Source organism: Bradyrhizobium sp., from assembly GCF_019242285.1.
Taxonomy (GTDB): Bacteria; Pseudomonadota; Alphaproteobacteria; order Rhizobiales; family Xanthobacteraceae; genus Bradyrhizobium.
The window spans coordinates 1-15,996 of sequence record NZ_JAFAVV010000906.1; the positions used below are offsets into that span (position 1 = coordinate 1).

Annotated in this window: 17 protein-coding genes and 1 pseudogene; 9 read left to right on the forward strand and 9 right to left on the reverse strand. The window is 59.7% G+C overall.

From position 1 onward, the window contains the following. Nucleotides 1-1,153 (reverse strand): molybdopterin cofactor-binding domain-containing protein (locus JOY90_RS37195; RefSeq protein WP_291696068.1); only part of this gene is annotated, 1,153 nt, incomplete at its 3' end. Further along, nucleotides 1,075-1,560, reverse strand: a complete 486-nt coding sequence (locus JOY90_RS37200) for a (2Fe-2S)-binding protein (RefSeq protein ID WP_291696069.1) — start codon at nt 1,558-1,560, stop codon at nt 1,075-1,077. The genes JOY90_RS37195 and JOY90_RS37200, both read right to left, overlap by 79 nt. Nucleotides 1,561-1,759: 199 nt before the next feature. Here JOY90_RS37200 and JOY90_RS37205 point away from each other — a divergent pair, with 199 nt between their 5' ends. Then, nucleotides 1,760-2,836 carry an LLM class flavin-dependent oxidoreductase gene (locus tag JOY90_RS37205; RefSeq protein ID WP_291696070.1) on the forward strand — a complete coding sequence of 359 codons (1,077 nt, stop codon included), beginning with the start codon at nt 1,760-1,762 and terminating at the stop codon, nt 2,834-2,836. Nucleotides 2,837-2,929: 93 nt separating this feature from the next. On the opposite strand, the gene JOY90_RS37210 is transcribed toward JOY90_RS37205, so the two are convergent. Genes JOY90_RS37210 through JOY90_RS37220 form a run of 3 tightly spaced genes read right to left on the reverse strand, consistent with a single transcriptional unit; the run spans nt 2,930 to nt 5,355 of the window. Next, the gene (locus JOY90_RS37210) at nt 2,930-3,619 is read right to left on the reverse strand and encodes a TetR/AcrR family transcriptional regulator (protein ID WP_291696071.1); all 690 of its coding nucleotides are present in this window, start codon (nt 3,617-3,619) and stop codon (nt 2,930-2,932) included. Next, entirely contained in the window at nt 3,616-4,188 is a 573-nt protein-coding gene (locus JOY90_RS37215) for a flavin reductase family protein (RefSeq protein ID WP_291696072.1), read from the reverse strand. The genes JOY90_RS37210 and JOY90_RS37215 overlap by 4 nt, the downstream gene beginning before the upstream one ends. A 9-nt stretch (nt 4,189-4,197) precedes the next feature. After that, nucleotides 4,198-5,355, reverse strand: coding sequence for an acyl-CoA dehydrogenase family protein (locus JOY90_RS37220; RefSeq protein ID WP_291696082.1), 1,158 nt, complete (start codon nt 5,353-5,355; stop codon nt 4,198-4,200). Between the two features lie 239 nt (nt 5,356-5,594). Between JOY90_RS37220 and JOY90_RS37225 the strand changes: the two genes are divergently transcribed. After that, entirely contained in the window at nt 5,595-6,524 is a 930-nt protein-coding gene (locus JOY90_RS37225; protein WP_291696073.1) for an NAD(P)-dependent oxidoreductase, read from the forward strand. A 117-nt stretch (nt 6,525-6,641) separates the two neighbouring features. Here the strand turns inward: JOY90_RS37225 and JOY90_RS37230 are convergent, their stop codons facing one another. Continuing rightward, nucleotides 6,642-6,920, reverse strand: a complete 279-nt coding sequence (locus JOY90_RS37230; protein WP_291696084.1) for a hypothetical protein — start codon at nt 6,918-6,920, stop codon at nt 6,642-6,644. On the opposite strand from JOY90_RS37230, the gene JOY90_RS37235 reads away from it, so the two are divergent. The 7 genes from JOY90_RS37235 to JOY90_RS37265 are packed head-to-tail and all read left to right on the forward strand — an operon-like array spanning nt 6,828 to nt 13,338. Further along, nucleotides 6,828-7,976, forward strand: a complete 1,149-nt coding sequence (locus tag JOY90_RS37235) for an ABC transporter substrate-binding protein (protein ID WP_291696083.1) — start codon at nt 6,828-6,830, stop codon at nt 7,974-7,976. The two genes, JOY90_RS37230 and JOY90_RS37235, sit on opposite strands and share 93 nt — an antisense overlap. Nucleotides 7,977-8,033: 57 nt before the next feature. Continuing rightward, nucleotides 8,034-8,900 carry a branched-chain amino acid ABC transporter permease gene (locus JOY90_RS37240; RefSeq protein WP_291696074.1) on the forward strand — a complete coding sequence of 289 codons (867 nt, stop codon included), beginning with the start codon at nt 8,034-8,036 and terminating at the stop codon, nt 8,898-8,900. Beyond that, on the forward strand, nt 8,897-9,832 hold the full coding sequence (locus tag JOY90_RS37245) for a branched-chain amino acid ABC transporter permease (RefSeq protein ID WP_291696075.1): 936 nt from the start codon (nt 8,897-8,899) through the stop codon (nt 9,830-9,832). Before JOY90_RS37240 ends, JOY90_RS37245 begins: the two co-directional genes overlap by 4 nt. 38 nt (nt 9,833-9,870) lie before the next feature. Continuing rightward, nucleotides 9,871-10,584: an ABC transporter ATP-binding protein gene (locus JOY90_RS37250; protein WP_291696076.1), complete on the forward strand. Its 714-nt coding sequence runs from the start codon at nt 9,871-9,873 to the stop codon at nt 10,582-10,584. Beyond that, entirely contained in the window at nt 10,574-11,299 is a 726-nt protein-coding gene (locus JOY90_RS37255; RefSeq protein ID WP_291696077.1) for an ABC transporter ATP-binding protein, read from the forward strand. The genes JOY90_RS37250 and JOY90_RS37255 overlap by 11 nt, the downstream gene beginning before the upstream one ends. A gap of 28 nt (nt 11,300-11,327) precedes the next feature. Further along, a complete protein-coding gene (locus tag JOY90_RS37260; protein ID WP_291696078.1) occupies nt 11,328-12,224 on the forward strand; it encodes an NAD(P)-dependent oxidoreductase in 897 nt (298 codons plus the stop codon). A gap of 40 nt (nt 12,225-12,264) precedes the next feature. After that, a complete protein-coding gene (locus JOY90_RS37265; protein ID WP_291696079.1) occupies nt 12,265-13,338 on the forward strand; it encodes an amidohydrolase family protein in 1,074 nt (357 codons plus the stop codon). Nucleotides 13,339-13,349: 11 nt separating this feature from the next. On the opposite strand, the gene maiA is transcribed toward JOY90_RS37265, so the two are convergent. From maiA to JOY90_RS37280, 3 genes and pseudogenes are all read right to left on the reverse strand, one after another. Then, nucleotides 13,350-14,513, reverse strand: a complete 1,164-nt coding sequence (gene maiA, locus JOY90_RS37270) for a maleylacetoacetate isomerase (protein ID WP_291696080.1) — start codon at nt 14,511-14,513, stop codon at nt 13,350-13,352. Between the two features lie 85 nt (nt 14,514-14,598). Further along, nucleotides 14,599-15,390: pseudogene (locus JOY90_RS37275) on the reverse strand (ABC transporter substrate-binding protein); the annotation flags it as partial. Beyond that, a partial coding sequence (locus tag JOY90_RS37280; RefSeq protein ID WP_291696081.1) for an isocitrate/isopropylmalate family dehydrogenase occupies nt 15,390-15,996 on the reverse strand: 607 nt, incomplete at its 5' end. The gene JOY90_RS37280 and the pseudogene JOY90_RS37275, both read right to left, overlap by 1 nt.

The following is a 15,996-nucleotide window of genomic DNA, read 5'->3' on the forward strand; positions in this document are numbered from 1 at the left end:
GGCATGCGTAGGGCCCGCCGGTCAGATTGACGATCTGGTTTGCCTCAATGCCCGAAGTGCGCGGATACATCGAATAGGGACCGATGCCGGTGAGATCGTCGATCTCGAACCCCGTCACCGTGCCGTCGCGCTTGACACCTATCCGACCCTTGCAGCGGTGATCGCGCGCGTGAATGTCGGTATTGAAGCTTTCGAGCCGATCAGCAACGAACTTGACGGGCCGCCGCAACATCTTCGAAAGGGCATAGGTCGCCATCTCGTCCGCATAGACATGCACCTTGATGCCGAAGGAGCCGCCGACGTCCTTGCAGACGACGCGGACCTGCTGCTCCTGCAAGCCAAGATGGAGGGCGGCGATGTTCTGCACCATGTGAGGGGCCTGCGTACCCTGATAGATGGTGAGCCGGGCCTCGGACGAATTCCAGTCGGCCACCACGGCGCGAGGCTCGAGTGTCACGCCGGTATGCCGGCCGAAAATGAAATCCGCCTCCACGACCTCGTCAGACGAAGCAAACACCTCGTCGACGTCGCCGGCACTATACAGGCGCTCGAAGGCGAGGTTGTCACCGAGCAAGGGGTGAATGACGGGCGTCCGTGCATCGAGCGCGCTGCACATGTCCGTTACAGGATCCAGTTGCTGATATGCGACCACAACGGCGTCGGCGGCATCCTCGGCCTGCGCCCGGCTGCTTGCGACGACCGCTGCCACCGCTTCGCCCTGCCAGCACACCCGATCGATTGCGATCGCATGCTGAGGCGCCGACTTCAGGCCCCTCAGGTGCGAAAGCACGCCTATCCAGGGCGTGATGACCGAGGCAAGCTCGCAACCCGAAACGACGTCGATCACACCCGGCATCCGCTTCGCCATGCCGGCATCGATGGACGCGATCCTCGCATGCGCATGCGGCGATCGCACGAACACCACATGAGCCATCCGCGGCAGGCTCACGTCGCTGACAAAGAGGCCACGCCCCTGCATCAGCCGATCGAGGTTTGGCCGTCGCACCGTCTTACCGATGTACGAGTTCGGGCGGTCTAGTACGGAAAGGGCAGCGGATTTCATTGAAGTGACCGTCATCGCGCCGGCCGTCTTCGCGCGTGCGCCGCCGCCTGGATCGCCTCGACGATGGCCTGATAGCCGGTGCAGCGGCAATAATTTCCCGAAAGATGCTCGCGGATGTCTTCGCGGCTCGGCTCGCCACATTCTATCAGCAGGTCGTGCGCCGCCATCAACATGCCGGGAGTACAGTAGCCGCATTGCAGCGCATTGCGGTCACGAAACGCGGCTTGAAGGTCGGATGCCTCGCCGCTGTCCGACAGACCTTCGATCGTTTGCACACACGTGCCGTGCGCCTGTATCGCCAGCATCAGGCAGGCACGAACGGTTTCACCGTCCACCCTCACGGTGCAGGCCCCGCACAATCCCTGTTCGCAACCAACATGGGTGCCGGTGAAGCTAAGATGCTCGCGTAGAAAATCCGCAAGGTTCAGACGCGGCAAAACATGCGTGTCTATACTTTCATCGTTGACTTCAAGCGATACCGGCAACGGCGCCGTCACGGTGTTCCTCCCGAGGCAATTTCGATGTAAGACGCGCCTCATAGGCAAACTACCACGATTAGAGGACCCTAACGACCAAAGGTCAAGTTTGTTTATCGAGTGATTATTTCGCAAACTTCGACTTTTTGGACTTGTATTGAGTTCCCTAACACCGCACGGTCCTCTGGTGCCGGCATCTCTCTGCGGAGTCTTGCGCAAAATGAATCTTGGTTTTTTCACGATGCCGATCCATCCGGTGGAGAAGGATTGGCGACTCTCGTTGCAGGAGGATCGCGAGGCGTTCCTCCTGGCCGACGAGCTGGGATTCACCGAAGCCTATGTCGGCGAGCATGCCACCGACAAAGCCGAGAATATCACATCCAGCATCACATTCCTGGCCTGGCTTGCCGCCGCGACCAAACGGATCAAGCTTGGCACCGGCACGATCAACCTGCCTAACGCCCATCCGGCAAACGTCGCTGCAACAGTTGCCATGCTGGATCACATGCTGGACGGGCGCCTGCTCTTTGGGATCAGTCCGGGCGGACTCCTGTCCGATGCGGAAGTGTTCGGCAATCTCGACGCAGATCGAAATGCGATGTTCCTCGAAGCGATCAACCGCGTGCTCGAGATCTGGGCTGGCGAGCCGCCCTACGATCTGCAAGGCAAGTATTGGAACATCTCCACACAGAGGACCCTGATGAAGGATATTGGCCAGGGGATCATTGCGCGGCCCTTTCAGAAGCCGCACCCTCCGATTGTCGTGACCGCAGTCGCGCCGTTCTCGAAGGGAGTGACAGAAGCAGCAGCTCGCGGCTGGGATCCGATCTCGGCAAACTTTCTGATGCCGGCCTGGGTAAAGAGCCATTGGCCCAAATATGTCGAAGGCTGTGAGCGCGCCGGTCGCCCCGCCGATCCGGCCAACTGGCGAGTCGCTAAGAGTGTCTTCGTTGCAAACGACGCCGCCACGGCGAAAGCGTATGCCACCGATCCGGACGGACCTTATGTGTACTACTACCGCTCGCTGTTCACGAAGCTGAAGAAGAACGGCCGGATCGAGGTCTTCAAGACCCGGCGCGATCAACCGGATGATGAGGTAACGCTCGAATCGGTCTGCGAAAAGTTGATCATCCACGGAACGCCTGACAGCGTTGCTGACCATATCCTGGAATTCCAGGAGGAAATCGGCAGGTTTGGCACGCTGCTGTATGCAGGCAAGGACTGGAAGGATCGGGAGTTAGGAAGACAATCAATGATACTGATGGCCGAAAAGGTGATGCCGCGCGTTAATGGATGATGCATTGCGTGATCCATTGCAGGAGGACAATTGGCACCAATGCTTGGGTGAGCCATCGCGGGCGACAGGAGCCGGCGTGAAACGCGCCACAAGCTATCTGACTACCCTCATTTGGGCGCGCGACAATCTCACATTTTGAGTACCAAACACTCGATTATATCCTGCGAGAAATGCGTCTAGCGCATCGTTGATCATCTGCTCCTTGTCCTGGAGGACAGGCGCTTCGTAAATGTACTTGCGAACTCCATAATAGAATATTCCGCTGTGGAACACCCAGGCCAGCTCAAGTTCGGGCGCCGTCGGCTTGCTCTGGGGCGGAAGGCCGACCTCATGACGACATTCCCTGATGATGCGGGTCAGGATCTTGTCGCGAACAACGCCAACATAGCGTCTATTGATGTCAAGCCCCTTCAGTCCGGAGTAGAGATATATTCTCAGCCATTTTCGTCTGAAAATAACCTTGGTATAGGCGTGATAGAACTCCAGCAGCCGATCGCGGAGCGGTCGGGATCGATCGCTGAGCAAGCGCTCCCAACCACTATCGAGCGGCTCGAGATAAACCGTGCGGTAGACCTCTCTGATGAGATCATCCTTGCTCGGAAAATAACGGTACAGTAAGGGCTGGGTCACTCCCAACCGCCGCGCCAGATCGCGCGTTCCGCCGTCGAATCCCTCCTCGGCGAAAAATTCAGTTGCCTTGGCGACGAATTCCCTGCGGCGGTCATCTGGAGAGAGCCGCTTCTGCTTGGACCGCTTGCGCTTGGACGAAACTTTCCTTCTCATGTCCGTTTGCCGGCCACCGGACCGTCGTCAGCGGTGACGAATCGACCGTAAGCACCGCGGGCAAATAGAAGAGGCTCCTGCCCGTTGTACGAATAGCCTTCGACCGCACCGAGAAAGATGACGTGATCTCCACCGTAATATCGGTTGACGGAGCGGCATTGGAAATTTGCAACGCTTTGCGCGAGCAGCGGTGCACCACCCAATCCAGGCGTCCATTCGACGCCCAGGAACTTGTCTTCCGACGACTTCGCGAACTTGTTTGCAAGCGCCTGCTGCGATGCACCAAGCACGTTGACGGCAAAGTGGCTGGCATTCTGGAAGACGCTCAGGCTCGAGGAGTAGAGGACCAAACTCCAGAGCACAAGCGGTGGATTGAGCGAAACGGACGCGAATGAATTGCAGGTCAAGCCATAAGGCTTCCCGTCACTACCACCTGCGGTAATGATGGTGACGCCGGTCGCGTAGGTACCGAGCGCGTTGCGGAAATCCCGCGGATCGATTGGCGAGTGGTCGCTGGCAAGTTCATTCGCCGGGTCAGCGGGAGGCAGTGGCTTTGGCGCTTCGTTCATCCAATGGCCTCAAAGCGTCAGATTTTCGGACGGCAGGCCCAACGCTACACGGCCGTAGTTAGTGCCCGCCGCGTCGAAATTGAACGCGATATGCGAGTTGATCGCGTGCGCATCGCGGAACTGGCGTTGCAGCACCCCGGTCGTAAACAGCGCGCGTGCGCCGCTCGCCGAGAACAACAGCGAAACCGCTTCAGTGCAGAGATTGACCGAGAATGCCCCATCGCGCCGAAGCCTGGTTTTCGCCGCCATGTCCGGAGTATGACCGCGCCTGGCATCTGCCATCGCCTCGATGCAATTCGAGCGCATGATCAGACGAGCCGCGTCGATTTTCGCCGATGCCTCGGCGATCTTGATCTGTGTACTCTGCAGATCGCCCAGTTTCGCGCGATTATACGTCGATGCCCGATGCCTTGCACTGTCGACATAGTCGTCGAGGCATGCTTGGGCATTGCCGAGCGCCACGCCTGAGAGCACGTAGGGGAACAGCGAGAATACAGGCAGTGCATAAAGCGCATTTGAATTGATCGTGCTACCCGGCGTTGGACCGCCGGCAAGATCGCTCACCGCGACAGTTTGCGGCTCGGCCACGAAGGCGTCACGAACTTCGACGTCGTTGGACCCCGTGCCCTGCAGCCCGGTTGCGTTCCAGGTATCCAGTATCCGATAGTCGTTCTTGTGAACCAGAAAAATCCGATATTCGATCCCATCAGCATCGTCATCCGAGGCCACCACGCTCGCAAGCATGTTCCATTCGCAGGAGGCCACACCCGAGGAGAACGGCCAACTACCACGCAATCGATAGCCGCCCTCAACCCTATGTGCCCGGCCGGCTGGAAAAATGAAGGAGGAAGCGATTAGTGCGTTGGCGTCCCTGCTCCAAACGAGATCCTGCGCCCGCTCGTCGAACATCGCGAGCATCCAGTGATGGCTCGCGAGGTTCGCCAAATTCCAGGCGACCGATGCGTCGGCCCGGCCGAGGATCTCCGCAATATCCACCAGCGCCACATAATCGAGTTCGGAGCCCCCGACCCGGCGCGGCTGCACGATCCGGAAAAGCCCGGCATCATGCAGGTCGCGTTCCGTCTCGGGCGGAGGACGGCGCAACTCTTCGGTGCGCGCGGCGCGATCTCGGAAGCGGGGGACAAGCGCTTCTGCATTGGCCATCATCGTTGCGTAAACAGCGCGATCTCGTTCCAAACCCGCAGGCCCGTTCGTTCCGGGCTCTCGGCCAACACCCGTCATCTGGCGCTCCTTGCGTTCTCGCCAGCCCCGTTTCCACGACGCGTCGAAGAGGAAGGAGCCAACTTCGCTCGGTTCGACGAAATTCGAAACCCGCTTGACCGGCCGAGATTATCTGGCGATGGTCGCGTGACTACCAATTAAGGCGTGGCCAGCGTTGTCCGTCAATGGATTTCAATGGCCCGAAGCGGATCGACATGAGCAAAACCGTTGGAATTATCGGTCTTGGCATCATGGGAGGCGCGATCGCGCGCAACCTGCTCGATCGCGGCTGGCAGGTCATCGGCTCCGACATCGATCCGACACGGCGAACCGAGCTCGCACAAGCTGGCGTCTTGATTGCCGCCGATGTGGCGGGGCTCACGCGGGACGCCCCCATCATCATGACAAGCCTTCCCAGCCCTGCAGCGGTCGAAACAGTGGCGCAGGAAATTGCTGCGGCAGGGCAGCCGTCTCGTATCGTCATCGAATTGTCGACGCTGAGCCTGGCCGACAAGCTTCGCTTCGAAGCCACACTGGGGCAGGCCGGCCATGTCGCGCTCGATTGTCCGTTGAGCGGAACTGGAGCGCAAGCGAAACTCCGCGATCTCATCGTTTATGCCAGTGGCGACGGCAGTGCAATTGCCTCCTGCATGGGTTTGTTTGCCGATTTCGCCAAGCAAAGCGCCGACCTTGGCAGATACGGCAACGGCAGCCGGATGAAATTCATCGCCAACCATCTGGTCGCGATCAACAATGTCGCGACCGCGGAGGCGATGCTGCTCGGACGGTGCGCCGGGCTGGATCCCAGGCAGGTCATCGACCTGGTCGGACCAGGTGCCGGAGGCTCGCGAATGTTCCAGCTTCGAGCACCAATGATGCTCGACGGCGTCTACGAGCCGGCAACGATGAAGGTGTCGACCTGGAAGAAGGACATGGCGATCATCGCTGAATTCGCCAACGATGTCGGCTGCATCACCCCCCTCTTCTCGCTGACGCAGCCCGTCTATGCCGAGGCATTGGCAATGGGATTAGGTGACCAGGACACGGCATCAGTGTTCGAGGTGTTGAAGCGCTCGATCGTCAAGCCTTCCAAGCTCGATCCCGAGGATCGTTAGGCACTCGCACGCACGGGCCGGTAACCAAGAGTTACCACAATTGGACCGCCGCGCCGCACAAAGTGAATGGCGCCGGCCAGCATGACCATTGAAACGAGCGGGCGCCCACTTGGGTTATCACTTGATCATTTGTGACTTCCGTTCGATAAATTGAGCAATCAACAGCCGGCGAAGCCGAGCATTCATGATTCGGGGGAGGGTCTGATGACGATTTCGCGACGACAACTCGTTGGCGGCCTCACCGGCGCCGGTATAGCCAGCATCGCGGCTCCCCGGATCCTCCCCGCCCAGATCAGCGAGCCGATCCGCGTCGGGTTGCTCGCAGCCAAAACCGGCCCACTGGCGTCCGGTGGAATCGACATGGATTTGGCGCTGACGATGTTCCTCAAGGAACATGGCGGCATCCTTGCGGGCCGCAAGGTCGAACTGATCGTCGCCGACACGGCTGGAGTTCCGGCGACAGCTCGCACCAAGGCGCAAGAGCTGATTGAGAAGGAAAAGGTCGGTTGCATCATCGGCCCGCTCGCCGCGTTCGAGGCATTGGCGATCGCTGACTACCTGACGGAAAAGGAGGTGCCGACGCTTGGTGTCGCTGCGGCCGAGGACATGACTCAGCGACATCCGAGCCCGTGGTTCGTGAGGCTGACCTCGACCTCCGCACAATGCACCTATCCGCTCGCGGAATACGTCACGAAGGAATTGAAGTTTCAGAAGATCGTCACGGTCGCCGATGACTTCGCCTACGGTCACGAGATGTGCGCGGGCTTCCAGCGCGCGTTCGAGGATTATGGCGGCAAGATCATTCAGAAGATATTCACGCCCTTGGCGACGCCGGATTACGGCAGCTACGTCGCGCAGGTAAAGTCGGCAGATGCGATCTTCCTTGGTACTGCCGGCTCGAACGGCTTCCGCTTTCTGCGCCAATTCGTTGAATACGGCCTCAAGGAAAAGATGGCGGTCATCGGAGGCATGACGGCGCTCGACGAGTCGGTGCTGCGCAACATGGGCGACGAGGCGCTGGGCATCGTGACGACGAGTTGGTATTCCGCCGAACTGGATAATCCACTCAACAAGGCCTTTGCGCCCGCGTTTCGTGCGAATTTCAAGTACGATCCGGGCTATTATGCCGCCAGCACCTATCTTGCAGGTGAGGTTCTCGAGGCTGCGCTCAACGCCACCAAGGGAGATGTGGTCGACAAGAAGGCGCTGATGACGGCGGTGCGCGGTAACAACGCGCAAACAATCCGCGGCGTTATAAAGTTCGACGAATATGGCAACGTCATCGGAAACGTGTACATTCGCAGGGTGGCAAAGATCGAAGGCCGATTGGTCAATGCCGTGATCAAGACCTATCCGGATGTCACGCAATTCTGGACCTATGACAAGACGGCGTTTCTGCAGAGCCCCGTCTACTCGCGTGACTATCCACCGGCCAAGAACCTGGAGCCGTGAGTCACCTTTCCACGGGAGCGAGGCCATCCGCAACATAGAACATCAGCATCGCCTGCAATGCAGTTTTGGATCATCCAGGGTCTCAACAGCCTCTCATTGGGAGGTCTGCTGTTCCTGCTTTCGTCCGGATTTTCGTTGATCTTCGGCTTGATGCGGCTCGCCAACCTGACCCACGGCGCGTTCTTCATGCTCGGCACCTACTTTGCAGCGGTCGCATTGCGCTCCTTCGAGGGACTGAACATCTGGATAACGGCCCTCGGGGTCGGGGTTACCGTAGCAGCCATGGGCGGATTATTCGAACGATTGGTATTGAGGCGACTAAGAGCCAATCCGCTTGGACAGGTGCTGGTAACGCTCGGCATGTCCTTCATCATATCGGACGCGTGTCTGATGATGTGGGGCGGCGATTCCATCCCGGTGCCGACGCCTCGGAACCTGCAGGCGCCAACACGCCTGTTCGGCTTCGTCTTTCCGACCTACCGCTTGGTTTTGGTAGGATGCGCGATTGCCGCTGCGGTCGTGCTCTACCTGCTGCTGGAGCGCACCCGGCTTGGCGCCATGATTCGCGCAGGTGTCGACGACAGCCAGATGGCAAGGGCGGTCGGAATTCGCGTGTCGAACCTGTTCACGATGGTTTTTGCCCTGGGCGCGGGGATTGCCGGTGCAGCCGGCGTGCTTGGTGGTCCGATTCTTTCGGCCTATCCAGGGCTCGACGCCGATATGCTTCCGCTGGCTCTGATCGTGGTGATTCTGGGAGGTATCGGCAGCTTGCCGGGAGCGTTCGTCGGCAGCTTCATCATTGGTACGATCTACACTTTCGGCACCGCCCTCTTTCCGGAGCTGGCCTACATCATACTCTTCCTGCCGATGATCTTCGTGATCGCTTTTCGTCCGCAAGGCCTGTTCGGACGCGTCATCGCATGAAATGGCTGGCTACAATCGTCATCGTTGCTTCGTTCGCTCTTCCACCGTTTTTCGCGGGCGATTTCTACATCAATCTCGCAAGCCAGATTCTGATCGCTTCGATCTTTGCTTTAAGCCTGAATCTTCTCGTTGGTTTCGGAGGCATGACATCGCTGGGCCATGCTTCGTACCTCGGCATTGCGGCGTATGTCAGCGCGCTGCTGACGTCGAGATACGGTTTCGGCCACGGCGCCGCGGCCATGCTGTCGCTATCGGCGACAGTCGTCATGGCGGCACTGTTCGGCCTCATCGCGCTTCGCGCCAGCGGTCTCGGGTTTCTAATGATCACGCTGGCTCTGTCGCAGGTGCTGTGGGGGCTCGCCTACCGGATGTCGGGCGTCACCAACGGCGACAATGGAGTTGCGGGCCTCACCCGGCCGGCTCCGTTCGGTATACCACTGGAGACGCCGGCGTCCTTCTACTGGTTCGTTCTGTTCATTGCCGTGCTCTCGTTTCTGATGATGGCGATCTTCGTGTCATCCGCCTTCGGATCGTCCCTCAGAGGCGTACGCGACCAGCCCCGTCGGATGGCGGCGCTCGGCTTCAATCCCTGGCTGATCCGCTGGATCACCTTCGTGTATGCCGGCTTTTGGGGCGGCATATCCGGCCTGCTCTACGTCTATTATCACAAATACATTCACCCGAGCGCGCTTTCGATCACCAGCTCGGCTGAAGCCCTACTCGGCGTCATCGCCGGTGGCTCCGGCACTTTAGGCGGCCCCGTCGTTGGTGCCGCCGTCGTGCTTCTGTTGAAGAATTTCGCGTCGGCTTACGTCGAACGATGGAACATGCTTCTGGGCTTCGTCTTTCTCTTCATTGTTCTCGTCATGCCCGCCGGGATCGTTCCAGGCGTCGAAAAGCTAACGGCAAGATTTCGCGGGAAACGATCGTGAACGCATCAAGGTCGGATCACGCGCTTGAGCTCCTCAGCTTGAAGAAGACCTTCGGAGGGCTCACAGTCACACACAACGTTTCGCTTTCCGTTAGCCCGGGCGAGCGGCGGCTGATCATCGGCCCCAACGGCGCAGGCAAGACCACCCTGTTCAATCAGATCAGCGGGGATTTGCGACCGAATTCCGGGGTCGTCAGGCTCTTTGGCAGAGACGTTACTCAGCTTCCACCCTACAGGCGCGCGCATCTCGGATTGTCCAGAACCTACCAGATCATCACGCTGTTTTCCGGCGATACGCTCGAGCACAACATCATGCTCGGCATGCTCGGCTTGCGCCCATCGCGCTGGCAGATGTGCCGCCCGTTGTCGTTCTATGGCGACCTTGCAACCGAAGCCCACAGGATGCTTGATACGGTCGGGCTGTTGCATCTGGCCGGCCGTCCGATATCCGACGTCGCCTATGGCGAGAAGCGCCGCGTCGAACTCGCCATGGCACTTGCGCAAAAACCGCGCCTGCTTTTATTGGACGAGCCGTTGGCCGGCCTCTCGAACGCCGAAAGATCCACGGTCAAATCGCTGATCACCTCAATTCCGCGCGAGATCACGATCATCATGATCGAGCATGACATGGATACGGCGCTGGAGCTGGCGGAAACCGTGACTTTGCTCGACTACGGTCGCGTGATCGTCGATGGCGAGCGCGACGCCGTCATCGCCGACGAGCGAACACGGGAGGTGTACCTTGGTACCTGACGCGCTCAATTTGACGAACGTGCACACCTTCTATGGCGACAGCCATATCCTGCATGGCGTCAGCTTCACGTTGCCCTCAGGCAACGTGCTCGCTCTGTTGGGCCGCAATGGCGCGGGAAAAACCACATGCATCTCGACCATTATTGGCTTTCTCAAGCCGCGCCAGGGCGAGATTCGCCTATTCGGGAAAAGGATCGAGGGGTTTCCCCCCGAGCGGATCTCCCATCTCGGGATAGGGCTTGTGCCACAAGGCCGGCGTGTCTTTCCTTCACTTTCGGTCCGTGAAAATCTCGTTGTCGCCGAACGGCGGAGGCGCTCCACCGCTCGGCCCTGGACAGTCGAACGAGTTTACGACCTGTTTCCGCGACTAAGCGAACGCCACGCCCAGTTCGCCGGAACTCTGTCCGGCGGTGAGCAACAGATGCTGGCCATCGGAAGAGCATTGATGGGAAATCCGAGCGTGCTCCTGCTCGATGAGCCGTCGGAGGGCCTTGCGCCGCAGATCGTGGCCGAAGTCGGTCGAACGCTCGGGCGGCTGAAGGAGCAGGGACAGTCCATCGTTCTGGTCGAGCAGAACCGGAAGCTGGCGCTGGAGTTTGCCGATTCCGCGGTCATCCTCAACACTGGCCGCTGCGTCTTCGCGGGCAGCACCCTCGAACTCCTGGAGGACGAGAGGATCATCGAACAGAATCTCGGTGTCTATCACGGCCATTAAGATAGCTATTCCTTGATCGAGGTGAAGCATGAAAGTCGGAGTATGTGGAACAGGACGGATGGGAGCGGCAATTGCTCACCGTTTGATATCCGTCGGACATCAACTTGGCGTCTGGAACCGCGATCCGACCAAAACCCGCCCCCTCGTCGAGGCCGGCGCCGAACGCTTTCCGTCTCCCGCAGAGCTGATCGCTGGCTGCGACACCGTTATCATCATGCTGTTGAATGACGCTGCAAGCGAAGCTGTCTACCTGGGGCCACACGGTATTCTTCAGGGTAAGCTCGCCGACAAACTTGTGATCGACATGAGCACCGTTCGACCGGACACGATGCAAAAGATCAGCGCCATGGTGGCGGGGCAAGGTGCGACATTCGTCGAAGCCCCGGTCGCGGGAAGCACCGGTCCGGCCAGGGAAGGCAAGCTGTTTGCACTTGTTGGCGGAGGTGAAACCGATGTCGCTAGGGCAAAGCCGATCCTCGAGCAGCTGTGTCGCCGCATCGAGCATGTCGGCCCCGTCGGCTCGGGAGCGGCCTTGAAGCTGGCCGTCAATTTGCCCCTGCTGGTCTATTGGCAAGCGCTCGGCGAAGCCTTGACGATCTGCAAACCACTCAACCTTGCAGCGGACCGGTTGATCGACATCCTTTCCGATACCGCTGGTACGCCGGCTGCAATGAAGGGCCGCGGCGCAGTCATTGCCAAAGCATTGAGCGGTCAACCAGCGGGAACGACCGCATTTGGCCTCAATGCCGCGAGAAAGGACCTCGCCACCGCGATTGGATTTGCGGCATCGCTTCATGCCGAGCTTCCGGTCGCGGTCAGCGCCCTTTCTTGCTACGAGCAGGCGGAGACCGAGGGCCTCGGCGAAAGCGACGCGACGGCGATAGCGACCCGATGGCCGCAGCGGTCAAAGGCGCCGCAGAAGTGACGATCACCTCGATGCTCCCATCAGCGTAAAGGCTCCTTCAATGATCGACAGCAGAAACAGATATGGCCGCACGGCCGCGCGCATTCATGACGCCGACGGCCTTGCCCGGCGTCCGGAGTCGTCTACCGTCGATATTCACGCTCACATCGTCGTTCCCCAGGCGGCTGCCCTGGCGCAGCCGCACATCGATCCCAGCCGCGTTCCCCTTGGCTATTTCGCCGACGAACCCACCAGGGAAATCAACGCTCAGCAGGAGAAGGATGTTCGTGAGGTCATGACCACGATCGACCGCCGCCTGTCCGATCTTGATCGGATGGGCATCGACATCCAGGTCGTGGCACCTGCACCGGGCCAATGCTATTATTCCGTTGATCCCAGGATCGCGGAATCCGCGCACCGCCTCGCTAACGAAGGCGTCGCGGAATTTTGCTCCCGGCAGCCCGATCGATTCGTCGGCCTTGGTGTGGTCACCCTGCAGGAGCCAGAGGTCGCAGTCGGCGAGCTCGACTACGTCATGGGAACGCTCGAACTGAAAGGGGTCGAGATTCTGACCAATGTCGATGGTCAGGAGCTGTCAGATCCGAAGTTCCGACCATTCTTCGCCAAAGCCGAGCAGCTCGGCGCCTTCATCATGATGCATCCGAATGGATTTACCCATGGTCAACGCCTCACTCATCATTATCTGAGCAATGTGCTTGGCAATCCCCTCGATACAGCGCTAGCGCTGCACAATCTGATTTTTTCCGGGACTCTTGCACGCTTCCCCGAGCTCAAGCTGATGGCGGTGCATGGCGGCGGATACCTTCCGAGCTATTCCGGCAGGATCGATCACGCCTGGGGCGCACGACAGGATTCGCATGCCGACCTGCCGCTGCCGCCGACCACCTATCTACGGCAGGTCTATCTCGATACCGTGGTCTTCTCGTACCACCAGCTCGCCTACCTGATCGATCTGTTCGGTCCCGACCGCATCCTGATGGGGACCGACTATCCCTTTGATATGGCCGAATACAACCCGATTGGTCATGTCGCGGGAGCAAGGGGCATGGACGAGCGCACTCTGGCGAAGATCGCGGGCGGCAACGCCGCGCGCATCCTCGGCCTCGATCTCTGAGTTGACGATGATCAGCGCCCCGCGTTTGCTGCCTTGTAGCCGGGCTGCTCGAAAGGGTGAGAGGTTGCGAACGCAGGCAGAGCAAAGCACCGATCAGCCAGCCCCGCGACGATCGGATACGCCGATAGTTCCAGCTTGAGGAAATGCGCGCCGATCACCTGGCCGGCGATGCATATGTCGGCCAGGCTGGGTTCAACGCCCAGAGCGAACGGCTCCGGAGGACGTCGAGCCAATATCCGCTCGTAGATCGCAAGACCCTCGGTGGTCCAGTGCTTACCCCAATTCTCAATCGGATGGGCGTCGGCGCCAAACGCTTTCGTCAGGTGATTGCGGACACGTGGCGTCACCAGGGGATGCGCATCCGCAACCGTCATCAACGCCAGCGACCTGGCGTAGGCGCGTTCGCGTGGATCCTTCGGGATCAAGCGCGGCTCCTGCTGGATATCTTCAAGATATTCGATGATTGCCAGCGACTGGAACACCGAATGACCGTCGTGAATGAAGGTCGGCACCACGCGTTCTGCATTCACAGCCTCGTAATCAGGCTTGAACTGCTCGCCTGAGAGGATGTCGACTGAGATCTCCTCGAACGGCATTCCCTTCAGCTTGAGCGCCACCCGCACCCGAAAGGACGCGATCGACCGCCAGAATCCGTAGATTTGAATGCCCATTGCAATAGCCCATCTCTGCTCGTCGCCGCAGCCTACTCGGCCATATTGTGCTGTTGCCAACGCAAAAGATAGGCCTGCAATCGCCGGATCAGGGCGGAAAGCGCCACGCCGACCAACATCAGCACGATGACCGCGACCATCATGCCCGAGGCTTTCGCCGCGCGCCTCCGACTCGATGATCAGGCGACCGATGCCCCGCTCTGCGCCGATGAACTCACCGACGATCACTCCAATCAAGGCAAAGGAAATCGCCGGCGACAGTGACGCAAACACCCAGGCCATGGTCGATGGAATGACGACCGTGCGGGTGATCTGCCATTCGCTGGCGCCGAGAAGGCGCGCGGCATTGATGAAGCCGCCGTCGATCGATCGTGCTCCCTCGAACGTGTTGAAGAACACGAGGAATACCACCACGATCCAGGACGTGACGATCTTCGACACGTCCCCGATGCCGAACGCGAGCACGATGATGGGCGCGAGCGCAATCCGGGGAATAGAGTTCACGGCCGTGATGAAGGGTTGAAAGATCGCGGCGAGCCGATCGGAACGTCCCAGTACCGTAGACCTGTTCAGGCGTATGCGCCCTTATCCATTGGGTCGCTCGCCACAACGCGGTGACGAAAGCCTGCATCTTCTGCGGATCCTTGTCGATCGTCGACTGCAAGGTGAAATGAGCCGTCACCGGCACCTTGCCCCCGATATATTTATTCCAGATCGCCTCATCCGTGCCGTCGAACAGCAGGTCTCCCCAGCCCTGCTCTCTGGATTCATTCAGCAACGAAAGCGAATTGACGAGCACGTCGACCTGCTTCGATTTCAGTGTCCCCAACATGGTGTCGACATTGCCGGTACCGATCCAGGTTACCTTCTGGTCGAGCCCCATCGTCTCCATGTAGTAGGAAGCCCATACGTGATTGGTGCCACCAAGGGAGGAAACCGAAACGATCGGTTTGCGTCCGTCCGGTCGCTTCCATTCGGTGAGCTTTTCCAGCGTGTCGATGCCCTGGTCCTTCAAATCCTTGCGGATGATGAACATTACCGCACTGGAGCGTGTGTCGACCGGCATCAGCACGCGCCCGGCCCGACCGTGGTTGCTGAGCTGCATCGGATGGGTGATGTCGCCGATGCCGATATCTCCCTGCGACGATGCGACGATCTCCCGCGTCTTCACCCCGCTGCCGCCCTGGATCAGCTTGCAATCGAGCCCGGCCTCTTTGAAGAAGCCGATCCGATCGGCCACGAATTGCGTTTGATAGACGGGCACCGCAACCGGATAAATGACCCGGCCCGGACTGTCTCCGGCCCACGCGCGGCCCCCCAAGGCGACTGCGCTACCGCCTGCGATGATCGTAAGCGCTGAACGTCTCGTGAGATATGTCATTATACAGACTCTCGTTCTCTGCCCGCAACCTTCTCGAGCGCGTTTAGAATCGCATCGCCCATCTCGACCGTCGACAGCCTCTTTGCTCCCGGCTCCGCGATGTCCGCCGTCCGCGCACCCGCGGCCAAGACAGCGTCTACAGCCTTCTCCAGAAGATCCGCATCCGCAGGACGGTTCAAGGTCAGGCGCAGCATCATCGCCACGCTGAGGATCGAGCCAAGAGGATTAGCTATGCCCTTGCCCGCGATGTCCGGCGCGCTGCCGTGGACGGGTTCGTAGAGCGCCTTACGCCGGCCGAACCGATCGACGGGACCAAGCGAGGCCGAAGGAAGCATGCCCAGCGAACCCGACGTCATCGCCGCGCAGTCGGAAAGAATGTCACCAAAGATATTTCCCATCACCATCACGTCGAATTGCCGTGGCTCCCGGACGATCTGCATCGCGGCATTGTCGACATAGAGATGGGTGAGCTCGACGTCGGAAAACTCTTCCCTGTGAAGCGCGATAATCTCCTCGCGCCACAACACGCTGGTTTCGAGCACGTTGGCCTTGTCGACCGAGCAGACCTTGTTTCGCCTCGTCCGTGCCAGCTCGAAGGCGGCGCGC